This window comes from Nonomuraea sp. B10E15 (assembly GCF_039871615.1).
Classification (GTDB): domain Bacteria; phylum Actinomycetota; class Actinomycetes; order Streptosporangiales; family Streptosporangiaceae; genus Nonomuraea.
Map to the genome: position 1 here is coordinate 19,335 of NZ_JBDPMB010000025.1, position 21,838 is coordinate 41,172.

Consider the following 21,838-nt stretch of genomic DNA (forward strand, 5'->3'; position numbering starts at 1 on the left):
GGCGGTCCTTCTCCCGCGCTTTCCCCTGGGGCGGCGTCTACTGGCCGGGCGCCGCCGTGTCCCGGGCCGCCTGCGGCCGCAGCCGCTCCAGGACGAGACCGGCGAGGTCGGCGACCGTGCCGCCGCTGCGCAGGATCTCCATCGGCGGGATGTCGATGCCGTACTGGTGGCGAAGCGAGGCCAGCACCTGCGCGCCCATCAGGGAGTCCATCCCGTAGTCCTCCAGCTTGCGATCGTGGGCGATCTGCTCGGCCGGCATCTGCAGGATCGACGCCAGGATCCGCGGGATGTGCTCGGTGAGGGAGGCCAGCACCTCACCGGCGTCCATCGCCTCCAGCTCCCTGGCGATCTGCTCGGGGCTGACGTCCTCCTGCCGCATCGACGCCGGCATGACCGGCGACATCCGCGGCCGGTCCAGGGCGGGCAGGACCTGGCGCAGCCGGCTCCAGTCGCAGCGGCCCACCCCGGCCACGTCCGCTCCACCGGCGAGCATGTCCTCGATCGCGGTGAACGCCTCCCGCGGGCTGATGGCCTCGACCCCGAACGCGGCCAGCCTGTCGCCCGCGCCGCGTGCCACGACGCCGGTCTGAGCCAGCGCGCCCAGACAGACCGCCAGAGCGGGCAGGCCGCGGGCTCTCCTGCGGCGCGCCAGCGCCTCCATGAACTGGTTGGCGGCCACGTACGACGTCTGTCCCACATGCCCGAGCGTGGTGGTGACCGAGGAGTACAGCAGGAACAGGTCCAGCTCCTCCTGCCGGGTCACGTCGTCGAGGACCAGCGCCCCGGCGATCTTGGGCTGGAGCACGGGCGCGATCCGGTCATCGGTGAGGTCGCCGATCTGGCCGTCGTCGAGGTGCATGGCCGCGTGGACGACGCCGCGCAGCGGCCGGCCCTCCGCCCGTGCCTCCTGGACGACGCGGGTCATCGCCGCCCGATCGCTCACGTCGGCCGCGTACACGTGCGTGTCCGCCCCGAGCTCGGCCAGGTCGCGCAGCAGACCGGCCGCTTCGGGGCTGTCGATGCCGCGCCGGCCGACCAGCGCCAGACGGCGGGCGCCGCGGGCGGCGAGCCAGCGGGCCGTCGCCGCGCCGAACCCGCCCAGCCCGCCGCTGACCAGGTAGGTGCCGCGGGGGTCGAACCGCGGCGCGCGCGGCTCCGCCTCGACGAGGACGGACTCGTCACCGCCGCCGAACGAGACGACGATCTTGCCGATGTGCCGCGAGTGGCGCATCGCCGCGAAGGCGTCCGCGACGCGGGAGGCCGGATAGACGGTGTGCGGCAGCGGCGTGACCCGCCCGGCGGTCACATCGCCGGCCAGCTCGGCCATCACGCGGGCCGACCGGTCCGGTTCCTGGGTGATGAGCGTGCCCACGTCCAGGCCGATGAAAGCGGTGTTGTTGCCGAACGGACGCATCGGCAGCCGATGGTCGGCGAAGATGTCACGCTTGCCGATCTCGATGAACCGGCCGCCGTGCGCGAGGATCTCCATGCTGCGGATCAGCGCCTCGCCGATCAGCGAGTTGAGCACCACGTCCACGCCGCGCCCGCCGGTCAGCTCCATGATCTGCTCGGCGAAGTCCAGGCTGCGGGAATCGTACACGTGCTCGACGCCGTGGGCGCGCAGGAAGTCGCGCCGCGCGCGGGTGCCGGCGGTGGCGATCACGCGGGCGCCGACGCGACGGCCGTACTGGATCGCCGCCAGCCCCACGCCGCCGGCGCCGCTGTGGACCAGCACCGTCTCACCGGCCCGCAGCCGGCCGGCCGTGCGCAGCGCGGCATGGGCGGTCAGGTGGGCCATGGGCATGGAGGCGGCCTCGGTGAAGCTCATGCGCCCCGGCACCGGCATGATCGCCCAGGCCGGGACGACGGCGTGGGTGCCCAGGCCCACGGCCTGCGCCGTCATCACGCGGTCGCCGGGGCGCACGCCCGTCACGTCCGGGCCGACGGCGGCGACCACACCGGCGCCCTCCAGCCCCAGCGGGAAGCCGCCGTAGAAGCCCTCGAGCGCCTCGCCGGGCAGCAGGTTGACGGCGTGGACCAGGTCGCGGAAGTTCAGGCCCGCCGCCCGCAGCTCGACCAGCACCTGACCGGGCCCGGGCGACGGCGGCGACAGCGGCTCCCAGACCAGGCGGTACGCGGGCCCGGGATCGCGCACCGCCAGCCGGTGGCCACCGCCTTCGGCGGGCCGGGGCGGGCGGGCCGGAGTGTGCCGCGTGCGGGGGACGAAGCGGCCCTGCCCGGTCAGGACGATCTCGTCCTCATGCCCGGGGCGGGCGAGCTCGCCGTACACCCGCTCGGCGGCGCCGCCGCCGCGGTGCGCCGACACCCGCCGGATCGTCAAGCGGGGTTGCTCGTTGGCCAGGGTACGGGTCGCCCCCCACACGGCCGAGGCCACCGGCGTGTCCCCGCCGCCGGGGCCGGGGCAGGGCACGGCCGCGCACTCGTCCGTGACCAGCCACAACGTCGCCGCTGTGGACGGCGGGAGCTGGGCGCACGCCTGGGCCACGGCGCGCACGGTGGCGATGTGGCCGGCGATCTCCTCGACGACGGCCTCGGGCGGGCAGGCGGCGCCGCGCCGGCCGGCCGGGCTCTCCACGACGAGGACGAAGGTGACGGCGGTGGCCCCCTGCGGCACCCGCCCCAGCAACCGCGCCGCGTCCTCTCCGGCGCCCGCCCGCTCGACGTGGCCCTGCCCGGCGATCAGGTCCCCCAGCGCGTCCGCCAGCGCGTGCCCGTGCGCCGGACCTTCGGCGAGCGCGGGCGCGCGGTCGTGGGCTGGAACCTGGGACGGGTCGTCCGCGTCGTTCTCCGCGTGGCCGGCGATGACGATCCAGGTCTGCGCGGCGTCGAGCGCGAGCCGCTGCGGGGCAGGGACCGTTCCGGCCGCCGCGGCCAGCAGGAGCGAGTACGCCGCGCGCCCGGGATCGTCGTCATCGGTCAGGTGCGCGACCTCGCGGTATCCCGCCTCGGCCAGCACCTGCGGCCAGCGCCCGGCCTCGACCAGCGGCGAGTGCGGCCGCAGCTCGCGGTCGGCGTTGCCCCAGTAGCCGGGCAGCATCCCGGCGTAGGCCGCGACGGGCGGCCGGTGGGGTTCGACCGCCAGCAGCAGCCCGCCCGGCACCAGGAGCCCGGACAGGCGGGCGAGCGTGCCCGCGAGGTCGGCGGAGCGGTGCAGGGTGTGGGCGGCGATCACCAGGTCGAAGGAGCCAGGAGGCAGGCCCTGCTCGGCGGGGCCGGCGTCGAGATCGAAGCGGCGGAACTCCACGACGTCCGACCCGGCCAGCCGCCGTTGCGCCCGCGCCAGGACCACCTCGTCGACGTCGGTGACCAGGTAGCGGGTACGGTCGGCGGGCAGGACCGGCAGCAGCATGGCGGCCGTGCCGCCGGTCCCCGCGCCCACCTCCACGACGCGCAGCGGCCGGTCCGCCGGCCAGCGTGCGGCGATCTCCCCGGCCAGGGCGCGAATGAGCCGGTTGCCGTGCAGGCACAGGGGAGCGATGTCGTGCACCTGGTCCAGCAGTTCGGCGCCCCCGCCGGAATGCAGCAGCTCGGCGGGGTCGTCCTCGCCGAGCAGGACGGGGACCAGGTGCCGGACGCACAGCGCGGTCAGAGCTTGTTCGGCGGCGAACGGCGTCGCCTGCCCGAAGAACGCCGCCGTCCCGTCCCGCCCGGCCGGTCCGGCGGCCGGTCCGGCGGCCGGGCCGTCGCGGTGCGGGCCGGCCAGCTCGAAACGTGCCTCGCCCAGGCGCCGGGCCAGGCCGTGCCGTTCCAGGAGCGGAAGGGCGTGCTGCACCATCGCCACGCCGCGGCCCGTCACCCCTGCCCGTACCAGGTCGGTCACGCCGATCTCCCGGCCGGCCGGGCAGTCGACGTCCTCCAGGGCGGCGGCCAGGGCGACGGCGAACGACGCCTCCGCACGGTCGGCGAAACGGCCGTGGTCCAGGGCCCGCCAGGCCGAACGGAGATCGGCGAGCCTGCCGGCGACCGCGTCGACGATCTCCACGGGGCCGGCCAGCGGCCATGGCGCGGCGGGCGTGTTCTCGTGCGGCAGGGCGCGCAGTTCGGTGCGGAAGTGCTCCAGCGGCAGGACCGTGCTGAGCTGGGTGCGCCGCAGCCGGCATCCCTCCACCTCGACGGTGACCGTGCCGTCGGGGTCGGCCACCAGGATGTCCCAGCACACCTCGTCGTCGCCGCGCGCGCGTTCGCGTACGTGCAGGACGCCCTCCGCGGCCGGGGCGCGCCACACCCGCACCGCGCCGATGGCCGAGGGCATGAAGGCGTTGCCCCGCAGCATGGTCTCCACCAGCCAGGCCACCCCTGCCTGCAGCGCGCTGTCCAGCAGCACCGGGTGCACGTGGTAGCGGCCTTCGGCCTGCGCGGGCACGCTGTAGGCGGCCAGCACCTCACCCTCGCCCAGCCGCAGGCCGGTCAGGACCCGGAAGGAGGGCCCGTAGGCCATCCCGCCGCGGGCGGTGTCCCGGTAGAAGGCGTCCACGTCGGCCTCGGCGGTGACGCGGGCACGCAGCGCGGCCAGGTCCAGCGGCGGCGGGCAGGGCCGAAGCAGCAGCCGTACACGTGCCCTGAAGTGCTCCTGCGGCGGCAGCGCCAGATCGTCGGTGCTGGTCACGACCACCGCGCCGGTCTCGGGCGTCAACGACGTCTGCGCGTACAGCGGCCGGGCGTCGGCCGACTCGGGGATCACCAGCGCCCGGGTGACGGCCGCACGGTCGACCTCCACGGCTTCGCCGGCCTCCGGCATGGCCAGCCTGGCGGCCGACAACGCCATCTCGATGTATCCGGTGACGGGCAGGACGGGCACGCCCCCCGCGCGGTGGTCGACCAGCCAGGGCGCCAGCGTGCGTTCGATCGGGCCGTGCCAGGTGGGGTGCGGGGCCGGCAGGCGCTCGCCCAGCAGCGGATGTTGCAGCGCTCCTGTGCCGCTGGAGCGCACCCACGTGTCAGGGCCGCCGATCCAGTACCGCTCGCGCTGCCACGGGTAGGGCGGCAGGGACACGACCCGGCCCGGGCGCGGGAAGTAGGCGTCCCAGTCGAGCTGGGCGCCGGCGGCGATGATCTCGGCGACCGTGGCCGGCACGGCGGCGGGCTGCTCGCGGCGCAGGGTCGGCACCACGCAGGCCCGCCGGCGGGCCCGCGCGGTCATCCGGCGCAGGTAGGAGCGGAGCACCGGATGCGGCCCCACTTCCACGAAGACGTCGTGGCCGCCGGCCAGCGCGCCGTCGACGGCGTCCGCGAACCGTACCGGCTCGCGGACGTTGCGCCACCAGTAGCCTGCCGTCAGCTCGCTTCCGTCCAGCTCGCGCCCTGTCACGGTGGACAGCAGCGTGACGCCGCCCGAACGGGGGCGCAGCCCGTCGAGGGAGCGCAGCAGCGGCTCGCGGACGGCGTCCATGGCGGCGCTGTGGAAGGGATAGTCGAGGTCCAGGTGGCGGACGAACACGCCGTCCGCCTCCAGGTCCGCGCCGAGCTGCTTGAGCTGCCCCTCCGGCCCGGCGAGCGTGACGTCGCGATCGGTGTTGACCGCCGCGACCTCCACGTCCGGACAGCGGGCCAGCACCGCGCGGGCACGCTCCTCCGGCAGCCCGACGGCGGCCATCCGGCCCGTTCCCATCGTGGCGGCCTGCGCCGTGCCGCGTGCCGCGATCACGCGCGCGGCCTGCTCCAGCGACAAGGCTCCGGCGGCGTAGGCGGCCGCGACCTCGCCCACGCTGTGGCCCAGCACGGCCTCCGGGTGGACACCCGCCGCGCGCAACACGGCCAGCAGCCCGGCCTGTACGGCGAACAACAGGGGCTGGGCGACCTCCGTCGCCGACAACCGCCACTGCCGGGGCGGCCGCTCCATCTCGCGCAGCACCGACCAGCCGAGGTAAGGCCGCAGCGCGGCGTCGGCCTCCCGCACGGCAGCGCGGAAGGTCTCGTCGGTGGCCAGCAGGTCGGCGCCCATGCCCGCCCACTGCGAGCCGTTGCCGGAGAAGACGAACACCACCCGGCCGTGCTCGGCCGCGTCCACCACCGCCGCCACGCCCCGCCCTCGCTCAGCGTCCTGTGCCTCCTGGCCGGTCGCTTGCTCGGAGCTCGCCGCCTGCCCGGGGCCCTGCGCCCGCTGGGGGCCCGCCGTCCGGTCCGGGCCTTGTGCCCGTTCGGGGCCGCCCGTGCGGGGCTGATCGGCCAGCAGGCCGCGCAACGCCCTGGCCGCCTGCGCGGGCGAGTCCGCCAGCGCCACCGCCCGGCGCGGGTGGCCGCCCCGGCGGCGGGTGGAGGTGTAGGCGCAGTCGTACCAGGCCTCCTCGTCGTCGCCCAGACGCGTCAGACGGTCGGCGGTGCGCTCGATCGCCTGCCGCAACGCCGTGTCCGTCCGGGCCGACACCAGCACCGGCAGCGTCGTCCCCGGGCTCGGCGCAGGCCCGGGAAGGCGCGCCGGCGGGGGCGGCGTGGTGAGGGTGACGTGCACGTTGCTGCCGCCGAAACCGAAACTGTTCACCCCCGCCAGCGCTCGCCCGCCGCCGGGTGCGCTCACCGCGGTGGCCCTCGTCGCCACCGACAGGTTGAGGCCGTCGAAGTCGATGCGCGGATTGAGCTCCTCCGCGTGCAAGGAGGCGGGGATCCTGCCGTGCCGCAGCACCAGCAGCGCCTTGAACAGTCCCGGCATGCCCGACGCCGGCTCCAGATGGCCGAGGTTGGACTTGACCGACCCGATGGGCAACGGCCCCCGCGCGCGCCCGCGGCCGAGCACCCGGCCGAGCGCCTCGCATTCGGCCGGGTCCCCGGCCTGGGTGCCGGTGCCGTGCGCTTCGACGTACACCAGGTCGTCCGGGTCGAGCGCGTCCGGCCCGTACACCTGGCGCAGCAGCGCCTCCTGCGCTTCGGGGTTGGGCAGAGCCAGCCCCATGGTGCGGCCGTCGTTGTTGGTGCCGGCCCCGACGATGACGCCGTGGACACGGTCGCCGTCCGCCAGCGCGTCGGCCAGCCGTTTCAGCACCACCACGCCGCCGCCCTCGGCCCGTACGAAGCCGTCGGCACCGGCGGAGAAGGCGGCGCACCGGCCCGTGGGGGAGAGCATCTGCGCCTGGCTGAACCCGGTGAAGCTGCCGGGCGACACCAGCACGTTCACGCCACCGGCCAGCGCCAGCCTGCTGGTGCCCGCGAGCAGCGTCCGGTAGGCGCGCTCCACCGCCAGCAGGGAGGACGAGCACGCGGTGTCGACCGCCATGCTGGGGCCGTGCAGGTCGAAGGTGTGGGAGATGCGGTTGGCCGCGATCGACAGCGTGGCGCCCGCCATGGTGTACGGGGTGACGTCCTGTTTCTCCAGCATCTGCTGGAAGCCGTAGGAGGTGTCGGAGATGCCGACGAACACCGCGGTGTCGCTTCCGGCGAGGCCCGCCGGGTCCACGCCCGCGTCGTCCAGCGCCTCGGCCGTCATCTCCAGCAGCAGGCGCTGCTGGGGATCCATGGCGGCCGCCTCCTTGGGCGAGATCTTGAAGTACGCGGCGTCGAAGCCGGCGATGTCGTCGAGGAATCCGCCGGCCCGCGTGTAGCTCTTGCCCGGGCGGGGCGTGTGCTCGTCGACGAAGCGGTCGGCGTCGAAGCGGTCGGGCGGCACCTGCCCGACCAGGTCGGAGCCCTGCTCCAGGGCCTGCCAGAGGCCGTTCATGTCGGTGATGCCGCCCGGAAGCCGGCAGCCCACGCCGATCACCGCCACCGCCGTGTCTGTCCCCTTGGTACCGCTCATCCGCCAGCTCCCTCGATGTCACTCATCGCAAACGATCAACTACTATGCGATGAGAGCGGGGACCGCAACGAGTGAGCCCGCCACGGCGCGGCGGTTCCGTACGCGCCGATCGGGCGATGCGCCCTCCGCGGCTCCTACCAGCGCAGCAGCACGGTGCCGGCGCTGAGCCCGCTGGCCACGCCCACCAGGGCGACGAGGTCGCCCCGCTTGAGCCGGCCGGCCCGTTCGGCCAGGTGCAACTGCATCGGCAGCGTGGAGGCGGCGAGGTTGCCGTGGTCGACGATCGTCACCTCGGCCCTGCCCGGGGAGGCTCCCATGAGCTCGCAGCCCCAGTGCAGCGCCGCCAGCGACGGCTGGTGCACGCACACCACGTCCATGTCGTCCCAGCCGAGCCCGCGCTCGGCCAGGGGCTGCCGCAGCACGCCGAAGTCCAGCTTCTGCACGCCGATGGCCAGGCCCACGGAGTCGATGGTGAAGGGCCCGGTGCGGAACCCGCCGGAGGCGTCGCGGACGAACGGCATGATGGAGGCCCGCCAGTCCGCGGAGTTCGCGCCGAACGCGTGCCCGAGCACGCCAGGGGTGCCGCTGAGCTCCAGCAGCAGCGCCGTGCCCGAGTCCGAGACCGTGTAGGACGGGATCGCCGGCTCGAAGTCCTCCTGCGACTCCACGTGCCACCGGATGCTCGAGGTGATGACCTCGCCGCAGACGATGAGGACCGTGCGGTGATGGCCGGCGGTGATGAGCGCGTCGGCGAGGTGAATCGCCCGCAGGACGCTGTTGCACGCGTCCCGCACGTCGAAGACGGGGCAGCCGGCGCCCAGCTTGGCCGCCACCATGTGTCCCGTCGCGGGTTCGACGGCGTCGCCGGACACGCCCGCGTAAATGATCAGGTCGATCGAGGGCGGCGTGTGCCCGGTCTGCCGCAGCAGCCGGCTCGCCGCCTCCGCCGCCAGGTCCGATGCCATGCACTCCGGCGGGGCGACATGGCGGCGCCTGACCCCGCTGTGCCGTTCGATCAGGCCGCGCGGAACGTCGATGCCGGGGTTGCGCTCGGCCAGCAGGTCTTCCAGCTGCTCCGTCGTCAGGCTGTCCGCCGGCAGGTGCGCCGCCACCCCCGCCACCCGGGAGTATCGTGACTTGCTCATTCCGCTCCGCCCTGCACACGTACGGACCGCATGGCCGCGCGGCGGCTCCGAGATCGCCGATCGAGCATGCCGCGTCCGCTCTCCTAGGAAACAGGCGCTCACGATAGGCAGGATCCGGCCGCGGACCTAGGGGAACCGCCGAGGAGACGACCTTGCTTGCCCGGCCTTGACCCGCGCGGTCACGAGGGCTCGGGGAGCCGGCGCGTTCAGGTTCCGGTTCCGGAGCCCGGCGCGGGCCGGGGGATCCTGGCCTCGATCGCGCTGAGCTGGGCGGCGAGGATCGCTTCGAACACGGCGTGGCGGTTGTCGGACAGGGGGCGGATGTCGCGGGAGAAACGGGCCAGGGCGGGGAAGCGCGCGGGGTCGGCGCCCAGCACCGCGACGCGGAACGACTCGAGGCCCTGTTCGTGCTCTTCGGCGGTGATGCTGCCGGCCGCCGCCTCGGAGGAGATCAACGCCGCGAGGAGGATCGCGAGCCGGTGGTAGTGCGCCGGGATCTCCTCGTCGGGCAGGCCCGACGCCCGCAGGGCCGTCAGCGTCTCCTCTATGACGAGCCGGGAGCCGGTGCCGCCCGAGACGTAGCGTGCCCAGATCACGGCGACCTGGGGATGCCGGCCGAAGGCCTCCCTCAACCGGGTGGCCACGGTGGTGATGCGCTGCTTCCAGTCGCCCTCGGGGTGGTAGCCGTCCATGGCGGCGATGAGGATGCGGTCGGTGACCGCGCGCAACAGCTCGGTCTTGTTGCGGAAGTGCCGGTAGAGGCTGGAGGAGTCGGTCCCCAGGGCTGCGGCGAGCCGGCGCACGCTGAAGGACTCGGCGTCGCTCGTGCGTAGCAGCTCCGCCGCCGTGTCCAGGATCTCTTCGGTCGACCAACGCCGTCGGCCTGTCATGTCACCCCTCTCATCCGAACCCAACCTAACCTATGCACCCACCGTTGCACGCACCGCGTGCATAATGGGGAGACCGTCCATCCACTCATGACGAGAGGACACGCATCGTGACCGACCCCCTTGACGCCGTGGCGCTGCGAACCGCCATGGAGAACGTCCACCGCGCGGGAGTGCCCGGAGTGTTCGCCGAGGTGCGTGACGGCGACCAGGTCTGGCGGGGCGCCGCAGGGGTCGCCGACGTCGCCACCGGCCGTCCCGTCACGGCCGACATGCGGCACCGCGTCGGCAGCATCACCAAGACCTTCACCGCCGCCGCGGTGCTGCAGCTGGTCGAGAGCGGCCAGATCGGGCTGGACACGCCGATCGGCCATTACCTGCCGCGGCTGGTCCCGGGAGACCGCGGCGACGCGATCACGGTCCGGATGTTGATCAACCACACCAGCGGCCTCGCCGAATACCTCCCGCACGCCTACCCGTCCCTCAAGGCGTTCCCCTCCTTGGCGGACACGGGGCCGCAAAGCCTGGACGACCACCGGCTCACGCGGTTCCAGCCCGCCGATCTGATCGAGATGGGAGTCACGGCGCCCGCCGTCGGCGCGCCGGGCGGCACCCCCGGGGTGTACTCCAACACCAACTACCTGCTGCTCGGCCGGCTCCTGGAACACGTGACCGGCGTTCCCGCGGAGAAGCTGATCACCCGGAACGTCATTGACCGCGCCGGGCTGCCGGACACCCGCTTCCCGGACGGACCGCACGTCCACGGGCCGCACTCGCAGATCTACGAGGCGTGGTTCGGCATGATCGACCCGCCGCGCGACTACAGCGTCTACGACATGTCGTGGGTGGGGCCCTCGGCCTCGCTGATATCGACGATGGCGGATCTCAACCGCTTCTTCGGCATGCTGCTGGCCGGGGAGATCGTCAGCCCGTCGTCGCTGGCGCAGATGCAGCGCACCGTCCCGGTCGTCTCCCAGGAGGGAAAGGTGATCGACTACGGTCTCGGCCTGCACCCGACGGAGGTCCCCGGCGGCGGGACCTTCTGGGGTCACGGCGGCACGGTCTGGGGTGGCGGGACACTGTCCATGACGCGCGCCGACGGCGGGCGGCAGATGTCCGTCGCGCTCAACCTGCAGAGGTGGAACAGGCTCGACGCCTCGGGGAAACCGCAGCCCCATCCCATCGACGACGCGCTCGCGGCCCTCTACGGAGTGGCGATGGGCGGTTGATCCCCCCGGAGCCCTCGGGTCCGGAGTACCGCAGACGCCGCGGTGGCGGGAGCCAGGTCCCGGCGAGAGATCGTTCCTGACGCCGATGAAGCGCGGCACCGGCGTCAGCAGGCTGGCATACATGCCCGACGTCCGCGCTCGCCTGCACAGGATGTTCTTCCGAGCCGCCTCCCTCTTGCCCGCTTCCGTTCACGGCCGCTTTCTCCGCCGCTTCTTCGAGTGGATGCACCACGTTCCCGACCCGCGGCGGTATGACGCCGAGCCGGTTGAGATCGACACGTACGAGCACCCGGTGCGCCCGTACGCCGTCATCGCGTACGCACGCGTGGAGCCCCTCTCGCGAGACCGCGCCGCGCGTGCGCGGGAACCGGGCACCACCGTTTCCCCGCGCACGCGGCTGCTCAGGACCGTGCTGCTGGCCGCCGCGCTCGCCGCCGGGACGGCCGCCGCCTGCCGGCCGGTGGCGGCCGAGTTGCCCCTTCCCTCCGCCTTCACCGCCCGCGCGCTCCAGGAACGCTACGAACGTGACGCGTGGCCGGGCCGGCAGTTCCTGGCGTTGAGCCGTCAGGGTGAGGGCCAGGCGATCGAGGTCGTAGGAGATCTCGCCGGCGCGCGAAGGGCCATCGTCTACGTGCCCGGCTCGGGGCAGAGCCTGGCCGCCTTCGACGACTCCCAGGAAAGCCCCGGGCGGGCCGCCCGCGCGCTCTACGACGAGGCCGCCGCGCTGGGGCCGGGGACCGCGGTGATCGGCTGGCTGGGCTACGACACCCCGTCACTCGCCCACCCGGAGATCCTCACCACCTGGCCCGCCGACAGAGGGGCGCGGCGGCTGAGATCCCTCCTCTCCGCGCTGCCGCGAACCCTGCGGATCAGCCTGGTCTGCCACAGCTATGGTTCGGTGGTGTGCGCTCGTGCCGTCGCGGGGGGTTCGCCGGTGCGCGATCTCATCGTCACCGGCAGCCCTGGCCTGGGCGTCGGACAGGCAGCCGACCTGCACACGTCGGCGCGGGTCTGGGCGGCGCTCGGCAGCAACGACGACGTCCTCCGCGCCGGCCTGCGGATCGGGCCGTTCGGGTTCGGCGCCGATCCCGTGAGCGCCGGGTTCGGGGCACGAGTCGTCGACGCCGGCGACGCCTGGCATCACACCTACCTGCGGCCCGGCAGCCGCACCTTGACGCGGATCACCCACATCGCGGTGACGGGGACGCGGCGTGCGGCGTGAGCGGCGCGGTGACGCCGGGTCCGCCCGATCCTGGAGGCACCCGCCGCGCGGGCGCCGTGCGTCCCGCCACCGGCCGCGGGAGCGTCCAGGGATCACGAGCCGGCCGGTCCGGCGATTGCCATGCGGCCGCCGTTCGTGATGCGTTGGAGAAATGATCGTCAAGGCCTGGAAGAGCCGTCCCTGGACGGGAGACGCCGCGATCGCCGCGGTGGTGCTGGCGGCGGAGCTTCTCGGCTCCCCCGCCGCGGGGCTGGACGGCAGGGTGGTGCTGATCGCGGTGGCGGCCGCGGGACTGATGCCGGCGCGCCGGCGGCATCCGATCGTCGTGGCCGCTCTCGTCGCCGTCCTCTACCTGGCGGGCATACAGCCGCCCACGTACGACGCGCCGGTCAGCGCCATGCTCATCGCCCTTTTCGCCGTGGGCAGGCACACCTCGGCGCCGACGTCGATCGTCACGGCGGTCCTGGCCGTGGCCGGCGGCGTCGTCGTCCTCGGCCCGGCGCCCGCGACGGCCCCGTTCCTGATGTTCCTGACCGTCACGCTCGCCCCGGCGTACCCGGTGGCGGTCGGGTACGCCGAGCGCCTGCGTGCGGAGCTGTCCCAGCGGCGCGAGCAGCAGGTCGCCGAGAGCGCGGTACGCGAGGAACGCCGCCGCATCGCCCGCGAACTGCACGACGTGATCGCCCACCACGTCAGCGTGGTCGGCCTCTACATGGGCGTGGCCAGGCGGACGATCCCGACCGACCCGGAACGTGCCCGGTCCGCCCTGCTCACCGGCGAGGAAACGGCCCGCCAGGCGATGACGGAGATGCGCCGCCTGCTGGACGTGTTGCGTACCGACGGCGAGCCGATCGACAACCAGGCAGGCGTCGGGGTGGCGCGGCTGCCCGCGCTCGTCGACGCGTCGGGCAACGCCACGCTGCAGGTTTCGGGTGAGGCCGTCGTCCTGCCGACGACCGTGGACCACGCGGTCTACCGCATCGTCCAGGAGGCGCTCACCAACACGCGCAAGCACGCGGGCGGGGCCCGGTCGCGGGTGCGGCTGGCGTACCTGCCCGATCGGGTGGAGGTGGAGATCGACGACGACGGGCCGGCCCGTCCGGGCACCGCCGGACCGGGACTGGGGCTGGCGGGGATGGCCGAGCGGGTGTCGCTGTGCGGCGGCGAGATCCGCGCCGGGCCCTCCCCTGAGGGAGGCTTCACCGTACACGCCCGCATCCCGCTGCCGGAGACGATGTGATCAGAGTACTGCTCGTGGACGACCACGCCGTCGTCCGCGTCGGGCTGCGCCTGCTGCTCGACACCGCACCCGATCTGACCCCGGTGGGGGAGGCGGCCGACGGGCTCGACGCGGTACGCCTCAGCCACGACCTGCGTCCGGACGTCGTCCTGATGGACCTGCACATGCCGGACATGGACGGGGTGGCCGCCACCGAGCGGATCATCTCCGAGCTGCCGGAGGTCAGAGTGCTCGCGCTGAGCACGTTCGACCTGGAGGAGCACGTGGTGGCGGCGCTGCGGGCGGGGGCGTCCGGCTTCCTGCCCAAGGACGTGTCGCCGGAGGAGCTGATCGAAGGCATCAGGATCGTGCACCGGGGCGAGGCGACGGTGGCGCCCCGGCTCCTGCTCGGCCTGATCGGCACCTTCGTGCGCCCGTCCCGCCCGCGCGCGGTCGTGACGCCCGCCGAGTTGTCCGTGCTGAGCGAGCGCGAGCTGCGGGTGCTGGAGCTCATCGCGCGTGGCCTGTCGAACGCGCAGATCGCGGAGGAGTTGGGGCTGTCGGTGTCGACGGTGAAGAACCGGGCGAGCGACCTGTTCGCCAAGCTCGGCGTGCGCGACCGGGCCCAGGCGGTGATCGTCGCCTACGAGGCCGGGCTGGTGACGCCCGGCCACGGGCGTCCGTAGGGGCCGCCGCGCGATGCGGGGCGGCGAACGCTATCGGGGGGCCAGCACGCAGAACTCGTTGCCGTCGGGATCGGCCATCACGACCCAGCTGACCTCGCGCTGGCCGATGTCGACGCGCGTGGCTCCGAGGGCGACCAGGCGGTCGACCTCCGCCTGCTGATCCCCGCCGGCAGGCGGAGCGAGGTCGAAGTGGAGCCTGTTCTTCCCGGTCTTCGGCGCCACCGGAGGACCACCCCACGTGATCTTCGGACCTCCGTGCGGCGAGCGGATCGCGGTCTCCTGGTCCTGGTCCCAGACCAGCGGCCACCCCAGCGCCTCGCTCCAGAAGTAGCCGACCTCCTGCGTGCCGTCGCACGAGAGCGCTCCGACGAACCCGCAGTCGGCGAGGAAGTTGTTGCCCGCCGGGATGACGCACATCTCGTTGCCCTCGGGGTCGGCGAGCACCACATGACCCTCCTCGGGGCGCTGGCCGACGTCGATGTGGCGCCCGCCGAGCGCGAGCACCCTGTCCACCGTCCGCTGCTGGTCGTCGTGGGTCGCGCTGGTCAGATCGAAGTGGATCTGGTTCGGGGCGGTCCTCTTCTCCTGGGTCGGCAGGCAGCGGATGCGGAACCCGGTGTCGTCGCCCGGCACGAGCACGAGCCCGTCGTGGGGGTCGTCGACCATCTCCCAGCCCAGGACCCCGGCCCAGAAGCGGGCGAGAGCGGGCGGGTCGTTGGCATCGATGCAGAGCGCGACGAGCTGGGCAGCCATCCGGCGTCTCCTATCTGCTGACTCGCCGGGACGCGGGCGGAAGCGCGTCGTCCTGGCGCGTGACGGCAGCAACGCTAGCCCAGCCGATGCGTACGAAGCCAACGCATTTCAGGCGACCCCAGGCGTGCTCGACCGCCGTCGCAGGATCGACGTCAGCCGGCGGCCGCCGGGCGGCCGGCGAAGCGGCGCAGGGCGTCCAGCCCTGACAGGCCGTAGACGTCCTCCACCGCGTCGGCCAGCAGATGGCAGGTCCTGAACCGGTCGAGCGGGGTGAGCCCGAGCCGCGTCAGGTGCAGGTACGTGTAGTTGAGCAGCACCCGGTAGCGCCGGAACGCGGGGTCGGCGAAGATCGCCTCGTGGTAGGCGGGATTGTCGAAGACCAGGCGTTGCAGCTCGCTCGGCTCGCGGCGCGGCGCCGGCGGGTCGCCCGGCCGCACCCGGAGGGCCTCGCCCGGCCCGATCATCGGCTGGATCAGCCGGCCGTCGTCCAGCGCCGCGACCCGCCTGCGGTACTGCTCCAGCAGGGACGCCCACTCCCGTACGAACGGGACGGCCGGGGCGCCGCCGTCGTCCAGGCAGGCGACGACCTCGCGCACACGCTGCGTCAGGGCCGCGCGCCGCTCCCTGAAGCCGCGCTCGAAGAGGGCGCGGGCGCCATCCGGGTCTGCCGCCCACGTGAGGTATCCCTCCGCGTGCATCCGGAACGACAGGTAGCTGCGGTCGATGCGCTGCGAGGTGTGCGCGATCGTCAGCATGAGGCTCAGCGCCAGCCCGATCCTGCTGTCGCGGCCCGCGCGCACGTGCTCCAGCATGCCGAACAGCAGCGGGGTGGCATCGACGTAGAACGCGGTGAGCAGGTCCACCGCCTCGTCGCTGCCGAGCACGTGCCGGCGCGAGTCGTACGGCGCGTCGCGGATGGAGTTGTCCGGCGGCCACGGCGTGAGCGGGCCGCGCTCCTGCTCGCGCAGGGCGAGCAGGCGGTGCCTGGACAGGCTCTCGGCCGGGTCGAGCACGGCCGTCGAGGGGTGCTCGCGCAGCCAGCCGCCGACGACCTCGGCCACGCGCGGGCGCACGACCCGCCGCCAGACGGCCGGCTCCGCCTTGACGTTGATCCGCAGGTGCGGGCCCTGCCGCCAGTGGCGCAGCACGTACGCCGCCGCCACCTGGCCGCGCAGCCCGTCGAGGAGCGGCCGCACGGCGTCCAGCAGCAGGCCGTCCTTGTCCGGCGCGTGGTAGTGGACGTGCACGCAGTGCCAGGCGGGAGCGTCGGAATCGGGCAAGCCGGTCAAGGGGACCACCTCCGGGAGTCGGCGAGGCCGGCGATGGCACGGCCCGCCAGGAACGACATGTGCTGCTCGGTTCCTGCGCGCAGCCCCAGCCGGTTGTGGAGCAGATGCGCGCAGCGCATCAGGATCAGCGACACCGTGCGCCGCTCCGGCGGCGCGGCCAAAGCGAAGAACGCGTGGGGCGAGCCCGGGTCGAGCGGCGCGCACCGGCCGGCGGAGCGCAGCGCGTCGAGGTCGTCGCGGAGCGCGCGCACCGACGAAGCCCACGCGGCCAGCAGGTCGCCGCCCGACTCGGGCGTGTCCCACAACCTGCGCGTCTGGGAGAGCAGGGCGCTCTCGCGGCGCCGCCAATCCTCCTCGCTGCCGGGAGCGGGCGGGGCGAGACCGGCGCCCGGCGCCTCGCGGGCGGCCCTGGCCAGGCGGCGCGCGGCGGCGGCCAGGTCGGGCTCGCACACGGCGGCCGCGATGGTCAGCGCGGCCAGCCCGATCGCCGCCCGCCGGCCCATCTCCGTCCCGGCGCGCAACACGTCCAGCGCGAGCCCGCTCGACACCGCGAAATGCCGTTCCGCGGCGGCCACGCAGGCGGCGTCGCCGTACGCCTCGTGCTCGGGCCGGTAGCCGATGAACGCGACCGAGCCGGCGGGGTGCAGCCGCTCGTCGTAGTGCGTGCGCCGCTCGCCCCTCGCCATGGCGGCGGCGAAGGCGCGGTAGGCCGCCGCGTCGACGGAAGGGGACGGGCGGGCGGCGAAGTGGGCCGCCGCCCGCTCGCGTACCAGGTTCTGGACGCGCGGCCGCAGCGCCGGGTCCGGCACCTCCAGCCGCAGCCGCACGTGCTGGCCGCCCTCCCAGTAGCGCAGGAAGAAGGCGCGGCGCGCGGTGCCGTCCGCCGCCAGCTCCCGCGTCACCGGGTCCACCACGCCGGTGATCAGCGGGTCGAGGTCGCCGAAATGGAACAGGTGCGCGCCGACCCAGCCGTCACCGGTGGCCGCGTCCTCCCGCGCCGCCGTCATCGGCCCGGCCTTTCCGACAGCTGCACGACGTACTCGGTGACGCGGCCGCCCGCGCCGTAGCGGGGCGCCTGGTAGGGGTCGGGCAGCGCCTCTTCGAGCACTAGCAGCGCGCCGGGGTCACGCAGCGTGCGGACGAACCCGGTCAGCAGCAGCAGGTCGGTGACGTCCACGTACATGGGCTTTCGGTCCTTGCTCAGCAGGCCCGCCAGCAGGCCGCGCCGGAGATCCACCACCCGGGCGAAGAACCGGCGGGGCACTCCGTGCAGCGCCAGCCACTCGGCCAGCCTGGGCAGGTACGCGGCCTCGCCCTCGCCCTTGGCCGGCACCGGGAACGCCCCGGCTCGCAGCCGCCAGACCGCCCGCGCGACCGTCACCCGCCCGAGGTCCATCCGCGGCCAGCGCTCCACCACGCCCTCGTCAGGCGGTTCGGCCCGGGTGCGGAACACCCAGCCGGGCACCATCGCCGTGGACGGCTCGCCGAACGCCCGCACCAGGAACTGCAACCACGGCGGCAGCCAGTACTGGGCCGTCATGCCCAGGTGGACCGGCTTGACCGGGCGGCCCGCACCGTCGAACAGCGTCAGCCGGTCGCACCCGGGGTCGTAGCCGGCCACGAGCTCCGCAGGCGACACCCGCGGGAGGTGCGCGTCGGGAGCGGTGAAGGGGTGGTCGAGGGCGAGGTCGGCGGTGGCGGGGCGGACGTTGAGGCCGCCGCCGACGAGCCCGCGGCACTCGGCCACCATGACGCCGTCCTGCGCCGCCCGCAGGCCGGCGGCGGGCGGCGCCTCCCCTCCGGCCAGGGTGACCAGCCGGTGCAGCCGCGACAGCCCGCGCCCGTACCCGGCGGAGACCGAGTTGACGACCGCGCGCACGCCGCCGGGGCCCGGCACGGCCTGCAGGTAACAGCAGATCGACCCCGGCGGCCGGACGAAGCGCGGCCAGCTCTCCGCCATGGCGGCCAGGCGGGACGCCGTCAGCTCCACCACCGGCTCGCCGCCGCCGGGCCCGGCGCCGGCCCGTTCCCAGAAGCTGCGCCGCAGCTCCGTCAGCCGCGTCAGGCCGGGCGGGTGCTCGGCGCCCGGTATCGCGCGCGTGCCCGCGACCGGGTCGCGCAGCATGCCGCGCAGCAGCGCCCCGCCCTCGCCCGGCGCCTGCCGGTGGATCTCGCGGTAGAGGTCCACGGCGGCGATCCGCCCGCCGGGGCCGTACCGGTCCAGGAAGAACGCGGTGGCGGCGATCTTGACGGGCAGGTCGGGGTCGAAGAGGCCGAGCAGCCCGCGCAGCGCGTCGAGGTCGTCGCACACCCCGCGCCAGGCCGTCGCGCTCAGCCGTCCGGCCACGCCGGGCATGACGGCGCTGTGCCAGAGCAGGTTCTTGCCGGGCAGCGACGGCCCCGGCGGCAGCACCTCGCTCAGCGCCGCACGCACGTCCCCGGCCGTGCGTGCGCCGTCGCCGGGGTGGGTGACACCGTCGCGCAGCGCCTCGGCGACCCGGCCGACGGCCCGCGCGTACGGCGCCGGACCGTCCTCGGCCAGCCACGACGCCAGCCGCCCCACAGGGTCGGCGCCCTGCTCGTCGTACGGCGGGACCAGTTCGAGCAGTCCCGCGTCGACCAGCGGCTCGACCCCCGGCGCTGCGGCCAGGGTGGCGAAGTCCCGCCCGCGCACCCAGGCGAGAGCCTCCCGCACCGCGGGGCTCGCGGCCACCCCGGACAGCGGCTCGCCGTGCCCGTAGCCGAGGAACCAGATCCGGTCGCCGTCGTCGGCGGCGGACGGGTTGACGCGCAATCGGGCCCGCTCCCGCACCCGCCGGTGCCGGGTGAGCGCCGCCCACAGCGGGCGCAGGACCGCCCGGTCCAGCTCCACCATGACGTGCCAGGCCGGCTCGCCGCCGGTCCGCACGGCGGGACCGTCCGCCTCCCACCGGCCCAGGCCGCTGAGCGTGAAGGTGGCGTACGGGCTGGTCTTGACGCTCGCCCGGGCGAGGTAGCGGGCCAGCCGCAGCAGTTCCTGCCGGTCCGGCGGGCGGTCGGCGGGGCCGGCGAGCCAGGCTTCGAGCCGGCCGGCCAGCACCGCGCTGCCCTGGGCGAGGCCGTGGCGGAAGCCGGCGTCGGACACCGCCTCGCGCAGCACCGCCGTCTTCTCCCGCGACTCCTCCGCCAGCACGGCGGGCAGCGCGCCGCGCAACGTCTCCGCGCGCTGCCGCAGGGTGGTCCACGCGCTGATCCGGGCGGCCAGGTCCGCGGGCAGCGCCGCCAGCACCCCGGCGGACGCGGCCGGGCCGCCCGGCCGGCGCCCCGCGAACACCGCGCGCCGCAACGCCACCAGCCCGGACCTGAGCGGGCCCGCCGCCACGCCGCCGATCACATCGTGCAACGGACCGGACAGTTCCGCGCCCTCCCGCCGCAGCCGGGCCGAGACGTTCGCCAGCTCGTCCACCAGCCGCCACGTCCGGGTGCAGCGCATCCGGTCGAGCCCCGCCACCGGCAGCCCCGCGACGCGGACTGCCAGAACGGGCGACAGGGCATAATCGGGATCGGCGAGCCCGGCAGAGTCGCCGTCCCCCGCGACGGGGACGGCGTGCGCTACATAGGTCAAAGGAACGCGCTCCTCGAAGGGGTTCGTCAGGGGCCGAGGGCGCCCACGGCACGGGCGCCCTCGGCCCTGCTCGTCATACCGGTGGCCGTACGCAGCTCACCGGAGGGCCGACGCCGGCTCTACAGCTCCGGAGCCCAGCAGCTCATCGCCGTCAGGTACGACGAGCAGTAGCCGGGGGAGGAGGAGGCGCCGGTCTCGATGGCGCCGTGCCCCTCCGCCACGATGGAGTCGGCCGACACGACGTCGATGGAGTCGACGTCCAGGCCGCGCAGGTCGAGTTTGAGGTTCTCCGACATGTGTGTCTCCTGACATGGGGATGTGATGAACACAGTTGATGGACACAGCTGATGAACTCGGTCGATCCGAACGCGTCACGATGGCGTCGGATCCGGCACCACCTCCTCGTCGGCGAGGACCGGGATGTGGCGGGCCACCAGGGGCCCGCCGGTCGGTGGGGTGCCCATCGCCAGGAAGGACAGGCTCCTCAGGCAGGTCGGGGCGAGGCCGAGCACCTCGTCGGTGGTCTCGTTCGCGCCGTCGGAGTGGATGCGGGCGGCCAGGCCGAGCGCCGCGGCGGCCAGCGCGGCCCGATGCGCGACCAGGCCCGCCTCCATCTGCTGCATGCGATACCAGCGGTCCCCGAACAGGTTCGCGCCCGCGAGCGGATCGCCCACGGGAACCAGCGCGGCGGCGGCCCCGCGCAGCGCCACCCGCGTGTTGGCCAGCAGCCGCCCGGTGGCCACGGCCTCCACCTCGCCGGCCCCGGCCAGCTCGTGGAGGGTGTGGCGGGCCGGGTCGTACCAGTAGGCGCCGCGGGGCAGGCCCTCCACCCGCAGGGACAGCAGGCACAGCGCCGTCGCGGCCGGTCCCGTCGCGGCGCCGGGCAGATCGGCGGGGTAGCCGCCGCCGGCCGCGGCCAGCACCGCGCCGAGCGCCCCGCCCGTGAGCGGCACCGGACGGTAGCCGGCGACCGGCGACGTGCGGCGCGGCACTCCCGCGGCCGGGTGGGCACCGCCCGCGGGCTCGGGAGCCGGAAGCGCCCGGCCCGCGCGCACCCGGGGCCGGGGCGGCGGCACGACGGCCGGTTCAGGCGAACCGGGGGAGCGCGGCGCGTCCGCGGAACGTGGCGAGCCGGGGAAGGCGGACGCGCAGGCCCGGTGCAGGGCGGCGGCGTGGCCGTCGGGCATCGTTCTGGGCAGCGGCCTGCTCTCATCGGCGACCGGCCGGGACATCAGCTCCCCGGCCGGGGACGACGCCGGCAGCGGCCTCCCGGACGGGGAGGAGGCGCGCGGCCGCCCGGTGTCCGGGGGCCGTGCCCCGCCGGACGGCAGGGTGAAGGTGAGCACGGCCAGCGCGGCCTCCCGGACGCCGTCGAGACCGAGCAGCCGGTCGATCTCGCCGTCAGGGAAGCGCAGGCGGGCCCGGCCGGCCAGCCCCAGCCGCCCGCCCACGGCCAGCGCCTGGGCCACGAGGACGCCGGTCTCCTGGCAGATCAGGCGGTAGCCGAAGTCGCCGTACTTGAACATCGACCGCCAGAACACCGCGGAGAGGAGGATCGCCAGGTCCGCCGGAGCGCTGTCCACAGGGACGTCCGTGAGCAGGCCGGTCAGCGCAGGGACGTGGTCGTCGTCGCGCACGCGCTCCAGCACGTGGTGCACCGGGTCGTAGTGGTAGAGGGCGGAGGGCAGGCCGGGCAGGCGCGGCCCGCCCGCGGCCGCGTACGCCTCGATCGGGTACAACCCTCCGCCCGACGGCGCGGGCCGGCCGGTGAGCAGCATGGGCGGCCGTCCCAGAGGCTCGCCGCCGTCGCCGAGGTGGTGGGACCACACGGTCCTGGTCATGCCGAGCAGGTCCCGCAGCAGCTCGCCGAGCAGGCCCAGGGCCGGGCCGTCACCGGCGGTCCAGGGCAGCCGCACGCGTTCGGCGCCGGGGTAGCGCTTGTGCCGGGTCGGCGCGGCCGCCCAGTCGATGGACAGCGGCCCCCGGTTCCGCATGGCGGCCAGGTAGCGGCTCGTGGCCGCGCCTGGCGCGCTCGTCGCCGTGGTCATGTGCACGCG

13 protein-coding genes are annotated in these 21,838 nt (G+C 74.7%); 4 read left to right on the forward strand and 9 right to left on the reverse strand.

Translation table 11 applies throughout. From position 1 onward, the window contains the following. Positions 1 to 37: 37 nt before the first annotated feature. From ABGB14_RS41890 to ABGB14_RS41900, 3 genes are all read right to left on the reverse strand, one after another. On the reverse strand, positions 38 to 7,747 hold the full coding sequence (locus ABGB14_RS41890; RefSeq protein ID WP_347649438.1) for an SDR family NAD(P)-dependent oxidoreductase: 7,710 nt from the start codon (positions 7,745 to 7,747) through the stop codon (positions 38 to 40). A gap of 134 nt (positions 7,748 to 7,881) precedes the next feature. Then, on the reverse strand, positions 7,882 to 8,892 hold the full coding sequence (locus tag ABGB14_RS41895) for a 3-oxoacyl-[acyl-carrier-protein] synthase III C-terminal domain-containing protein (RefSeq protein ID WP_347649439.1): 1,011 nt from the start codon (positions 8,890 to 8,892) through the stop codon (positions 7,882 to 7,884). 206 nt (positions 8,893 to 9,098) lie between these two features. Then, the gene (locus tag ABGB14_RS41900) at positions 9,099 to 9,782 is read right to left on the reverse strand and encodes a TetR/AcrR family transcriptional regulator (protein ID WP_347649440.1); all 684 of its coding nucleotides are present in this window, start codon (positions 9,780 to 9,782) and stop codon (positions 9,099 to 9,101) included. Between the two features lie 107 nt (positions 9,783 to 9,889). Here ABGB14_RS41900 and ABGB14_RS41905 point away from each other — a divergent pair, with 107 nt between their 5' ends. The 4 genes from ABGB14_RS41905 to ABGB14_RS41920 all read left to right on the forward strand — a co-directional run bounded on the left by ABGB14_RS41905 (position 9,890) and on the right by ABGB14_RS41920 (position 14,135). Beyond that, a complete protein-coding gene (locus ABGB14_RS41905) occupies positions 9,890 to 11,008 on the forward strand; it encodes a serine hydrolase domain-containing protein (RefSeq protein ID WP_347649441.1) in 1,119 nt (372 codons plus the stop codon). An 85-nt stretch (positions 11,009 to 11,093) separates the two neighbouring features. Next, positions 11,094 to 12,230 (forward strand): alpha/beta hydrolase, encoded by a 1,137-nt coding sequence (locus ABGB14_RS41910; protein WP_347649442.1) that lies wholly within the window; start codon positions 11,094 to 11,096, stop codon positions 12,228 to 12,230. A gap of 151 nt (positions 12,231 to 12,381) precedes the next feature. Continuing rightward, positions 12,382 to 13,470, forward strand: a complete 1,089-nt coding sequence (locus ABGB14_RS41915) for a histidine kinase (protein ID WP_347649443.1) — start codon at positions 12,382 to 12,384, stop codon at positions 13,468 to 13,470. Then, positions 13,467 to 14,135, forward strand: a complete 669-nt coding sequence (locus tag ABGB14_RS41920; RefSeq protein ID WP_347649444.1) for a response regulator transcription factor — start codon at positions 13,467 to 13,469, stop codon at positions 14,133 to 14,135. The genes ABGB14_RS41915 and ABGB14_RS41920 overlap by 4 nt, the downstream gene beginning before the upstream one ends. A 30-nt stretch (positions 14,136 to 14,165) precedes the next feature. Here ABGB14_RS41920 and ABGB14_RS41925 read toward each other — a convergent pair whose 3' ends face one another. From ABGB14_RS41925 to ABGB14_RS41950, 6 genes are all read right to left on the reverse strand, one after another. After that, positions 14,166 to 14,888: a VOC family protein gene (locus ABGB14_RS41925; RefSeq protein ID WP_347649445.1), complete on the reverse strand. Its 723-nt coding sequence runs from the start codon at positions 14,886 to 14,888 to the stop codon at positions 14,166 to 14,168. A gap of 152 nt (positions 14,889 to 15,040) precedes the next feature. Further along, entirely contained in the window at positions 15,041 to 16,177 is a 1,137-nt protein-coding gene (locus ABGB14_RS41930) for a thiopeptide maturation pyridine synthase (RefSeq protein WP_347649446.1), read from the reverse strand. Continuing rightward, positions 16,174 to 17,184 carry a lantibiotic dehydratase C-terminal domain-containing protein gene (locus ABGB14_RS41935; protein WP_347649447.1) on the reverse strand — a complete coding sequence of 337 codons (1,011 nt, stop codon included), beginning with the start codon at positions 17,182 to 17,184 and terminating at the stop codon, positions 16,174 to 16,176. The genes ABGB14_RS41930 and ABGB14_RS41935 overlap by 4 nt, the downstream gene beginning before the upstream one ends. Next, positions 17,181 to 19,781, reverse strand: a complete 2,601-nt coding sequence (locus ABGB14_RS41940; protein ID WP_347649448.1) for a lantibiotic dehydratase — start codon at positions 19,779 to 19,781, stop codon at positions 17,181 to 17,183. Before ABGB14_RS41940 ends, ABGB14_RS41935 begins: the two co-directional genes overlap by 4 nt. 119 nt (positions 19,782 to 19,900) lie before the next feature. Further along, complete coding sequence (locus ABGB14_RS41945) at positions 19,901 to 20,077, reverse strand: hypothetical protein (protein ID WP_347622853.1); 177 nt, start codon at positions 20,075 to 20,077, stop codon at positions 19,901 to 19,903. A 75-nt stretch (positions 20,078 to 20,152) separates the two neighbouring features. Next, positions 20,153 to 21,829 carry a SagB family peptide dehydrogenase gene (locus ABGB14_RS41950; protein WP_347649449.1) on the reverse strand — a complete coding sequence of 559 codons (1,677 nt, stop codon included), beginning with the start codon at positions 21,827 to 21,829 and terminating at the stop codon, positions 20,153 to 20,155. Between the last annotated feature and the right edge of the window lie 9 nt (positions 21,830 to 21,838).

Bases quoted from the DNA above. Each gene is read 5' to 3' on its own strand.
- ABGB14_RS41925 (WP_347649445.1), bottom strand. From the start codon at position 14,888: ATGGCTGCCCAGCTCGTCGCGCTCTGCATCGATGCCAACGACCCGCCC.
- ABGB14_RS41945 (WP_347622853.1), bottom strand. From the start codon at position 20,077: ATGTCGGAGAACCTCAAACTCGACCTGCGCGGCCTGGACGTCGACTCC.
- ABGB14_RS41910 (WP_347649442.1), top strand. From the start codon at position 11,094: ATGAAGCGCGGCACCGGCGTCAGCAGGCTGGCATACATGCCCGACGTC.
- ABGB14_RS41900 (WP_347649440.1), bottom strand. From the start codon at position 9,782: ATGACAGGCCGACGGCGTTGGTCGACCGAAGAGATCCTGGACACGGCG.
- ABGB14_RS41935 (WP_347649447.1), bottom strand. From the start codon at position 17,184: ATGACGGCGGCGCGGGAGGACGCGGCCACCGGTGACGGCTGGGTCGGC.
- ABGB14_RS41950 (WP_347649449.1), bottom strand. From the start codon at position 21,829: ATGACCACGGCGACGAGCGCGCCAGGCGCGGCCACGAGCCGCTACCTG.
- ABGB14_RS41890 (WP_347649438.1), bottom strand. From the start codon at position 7,747: ATGAGCGGTACCAAGGGGACAGACACGGCGGTGGCGGTGATCGGCGTG.
- ABGB14_RS41915 (WP_347649443.1), top strand. From the start codon at position 12,382: ATGATCGTCAAGGCCTGGAAGAGCCGTCCCTGGACGGGAGACGCCGCG.
- ABGB14_RS41895 (WP_347649439.1), bottom strand. From the start codon at position 8,892: ATGAGCAAGTCACGATACTCCCGGGTGGCGGGGGTGGCGGCGCACCTG.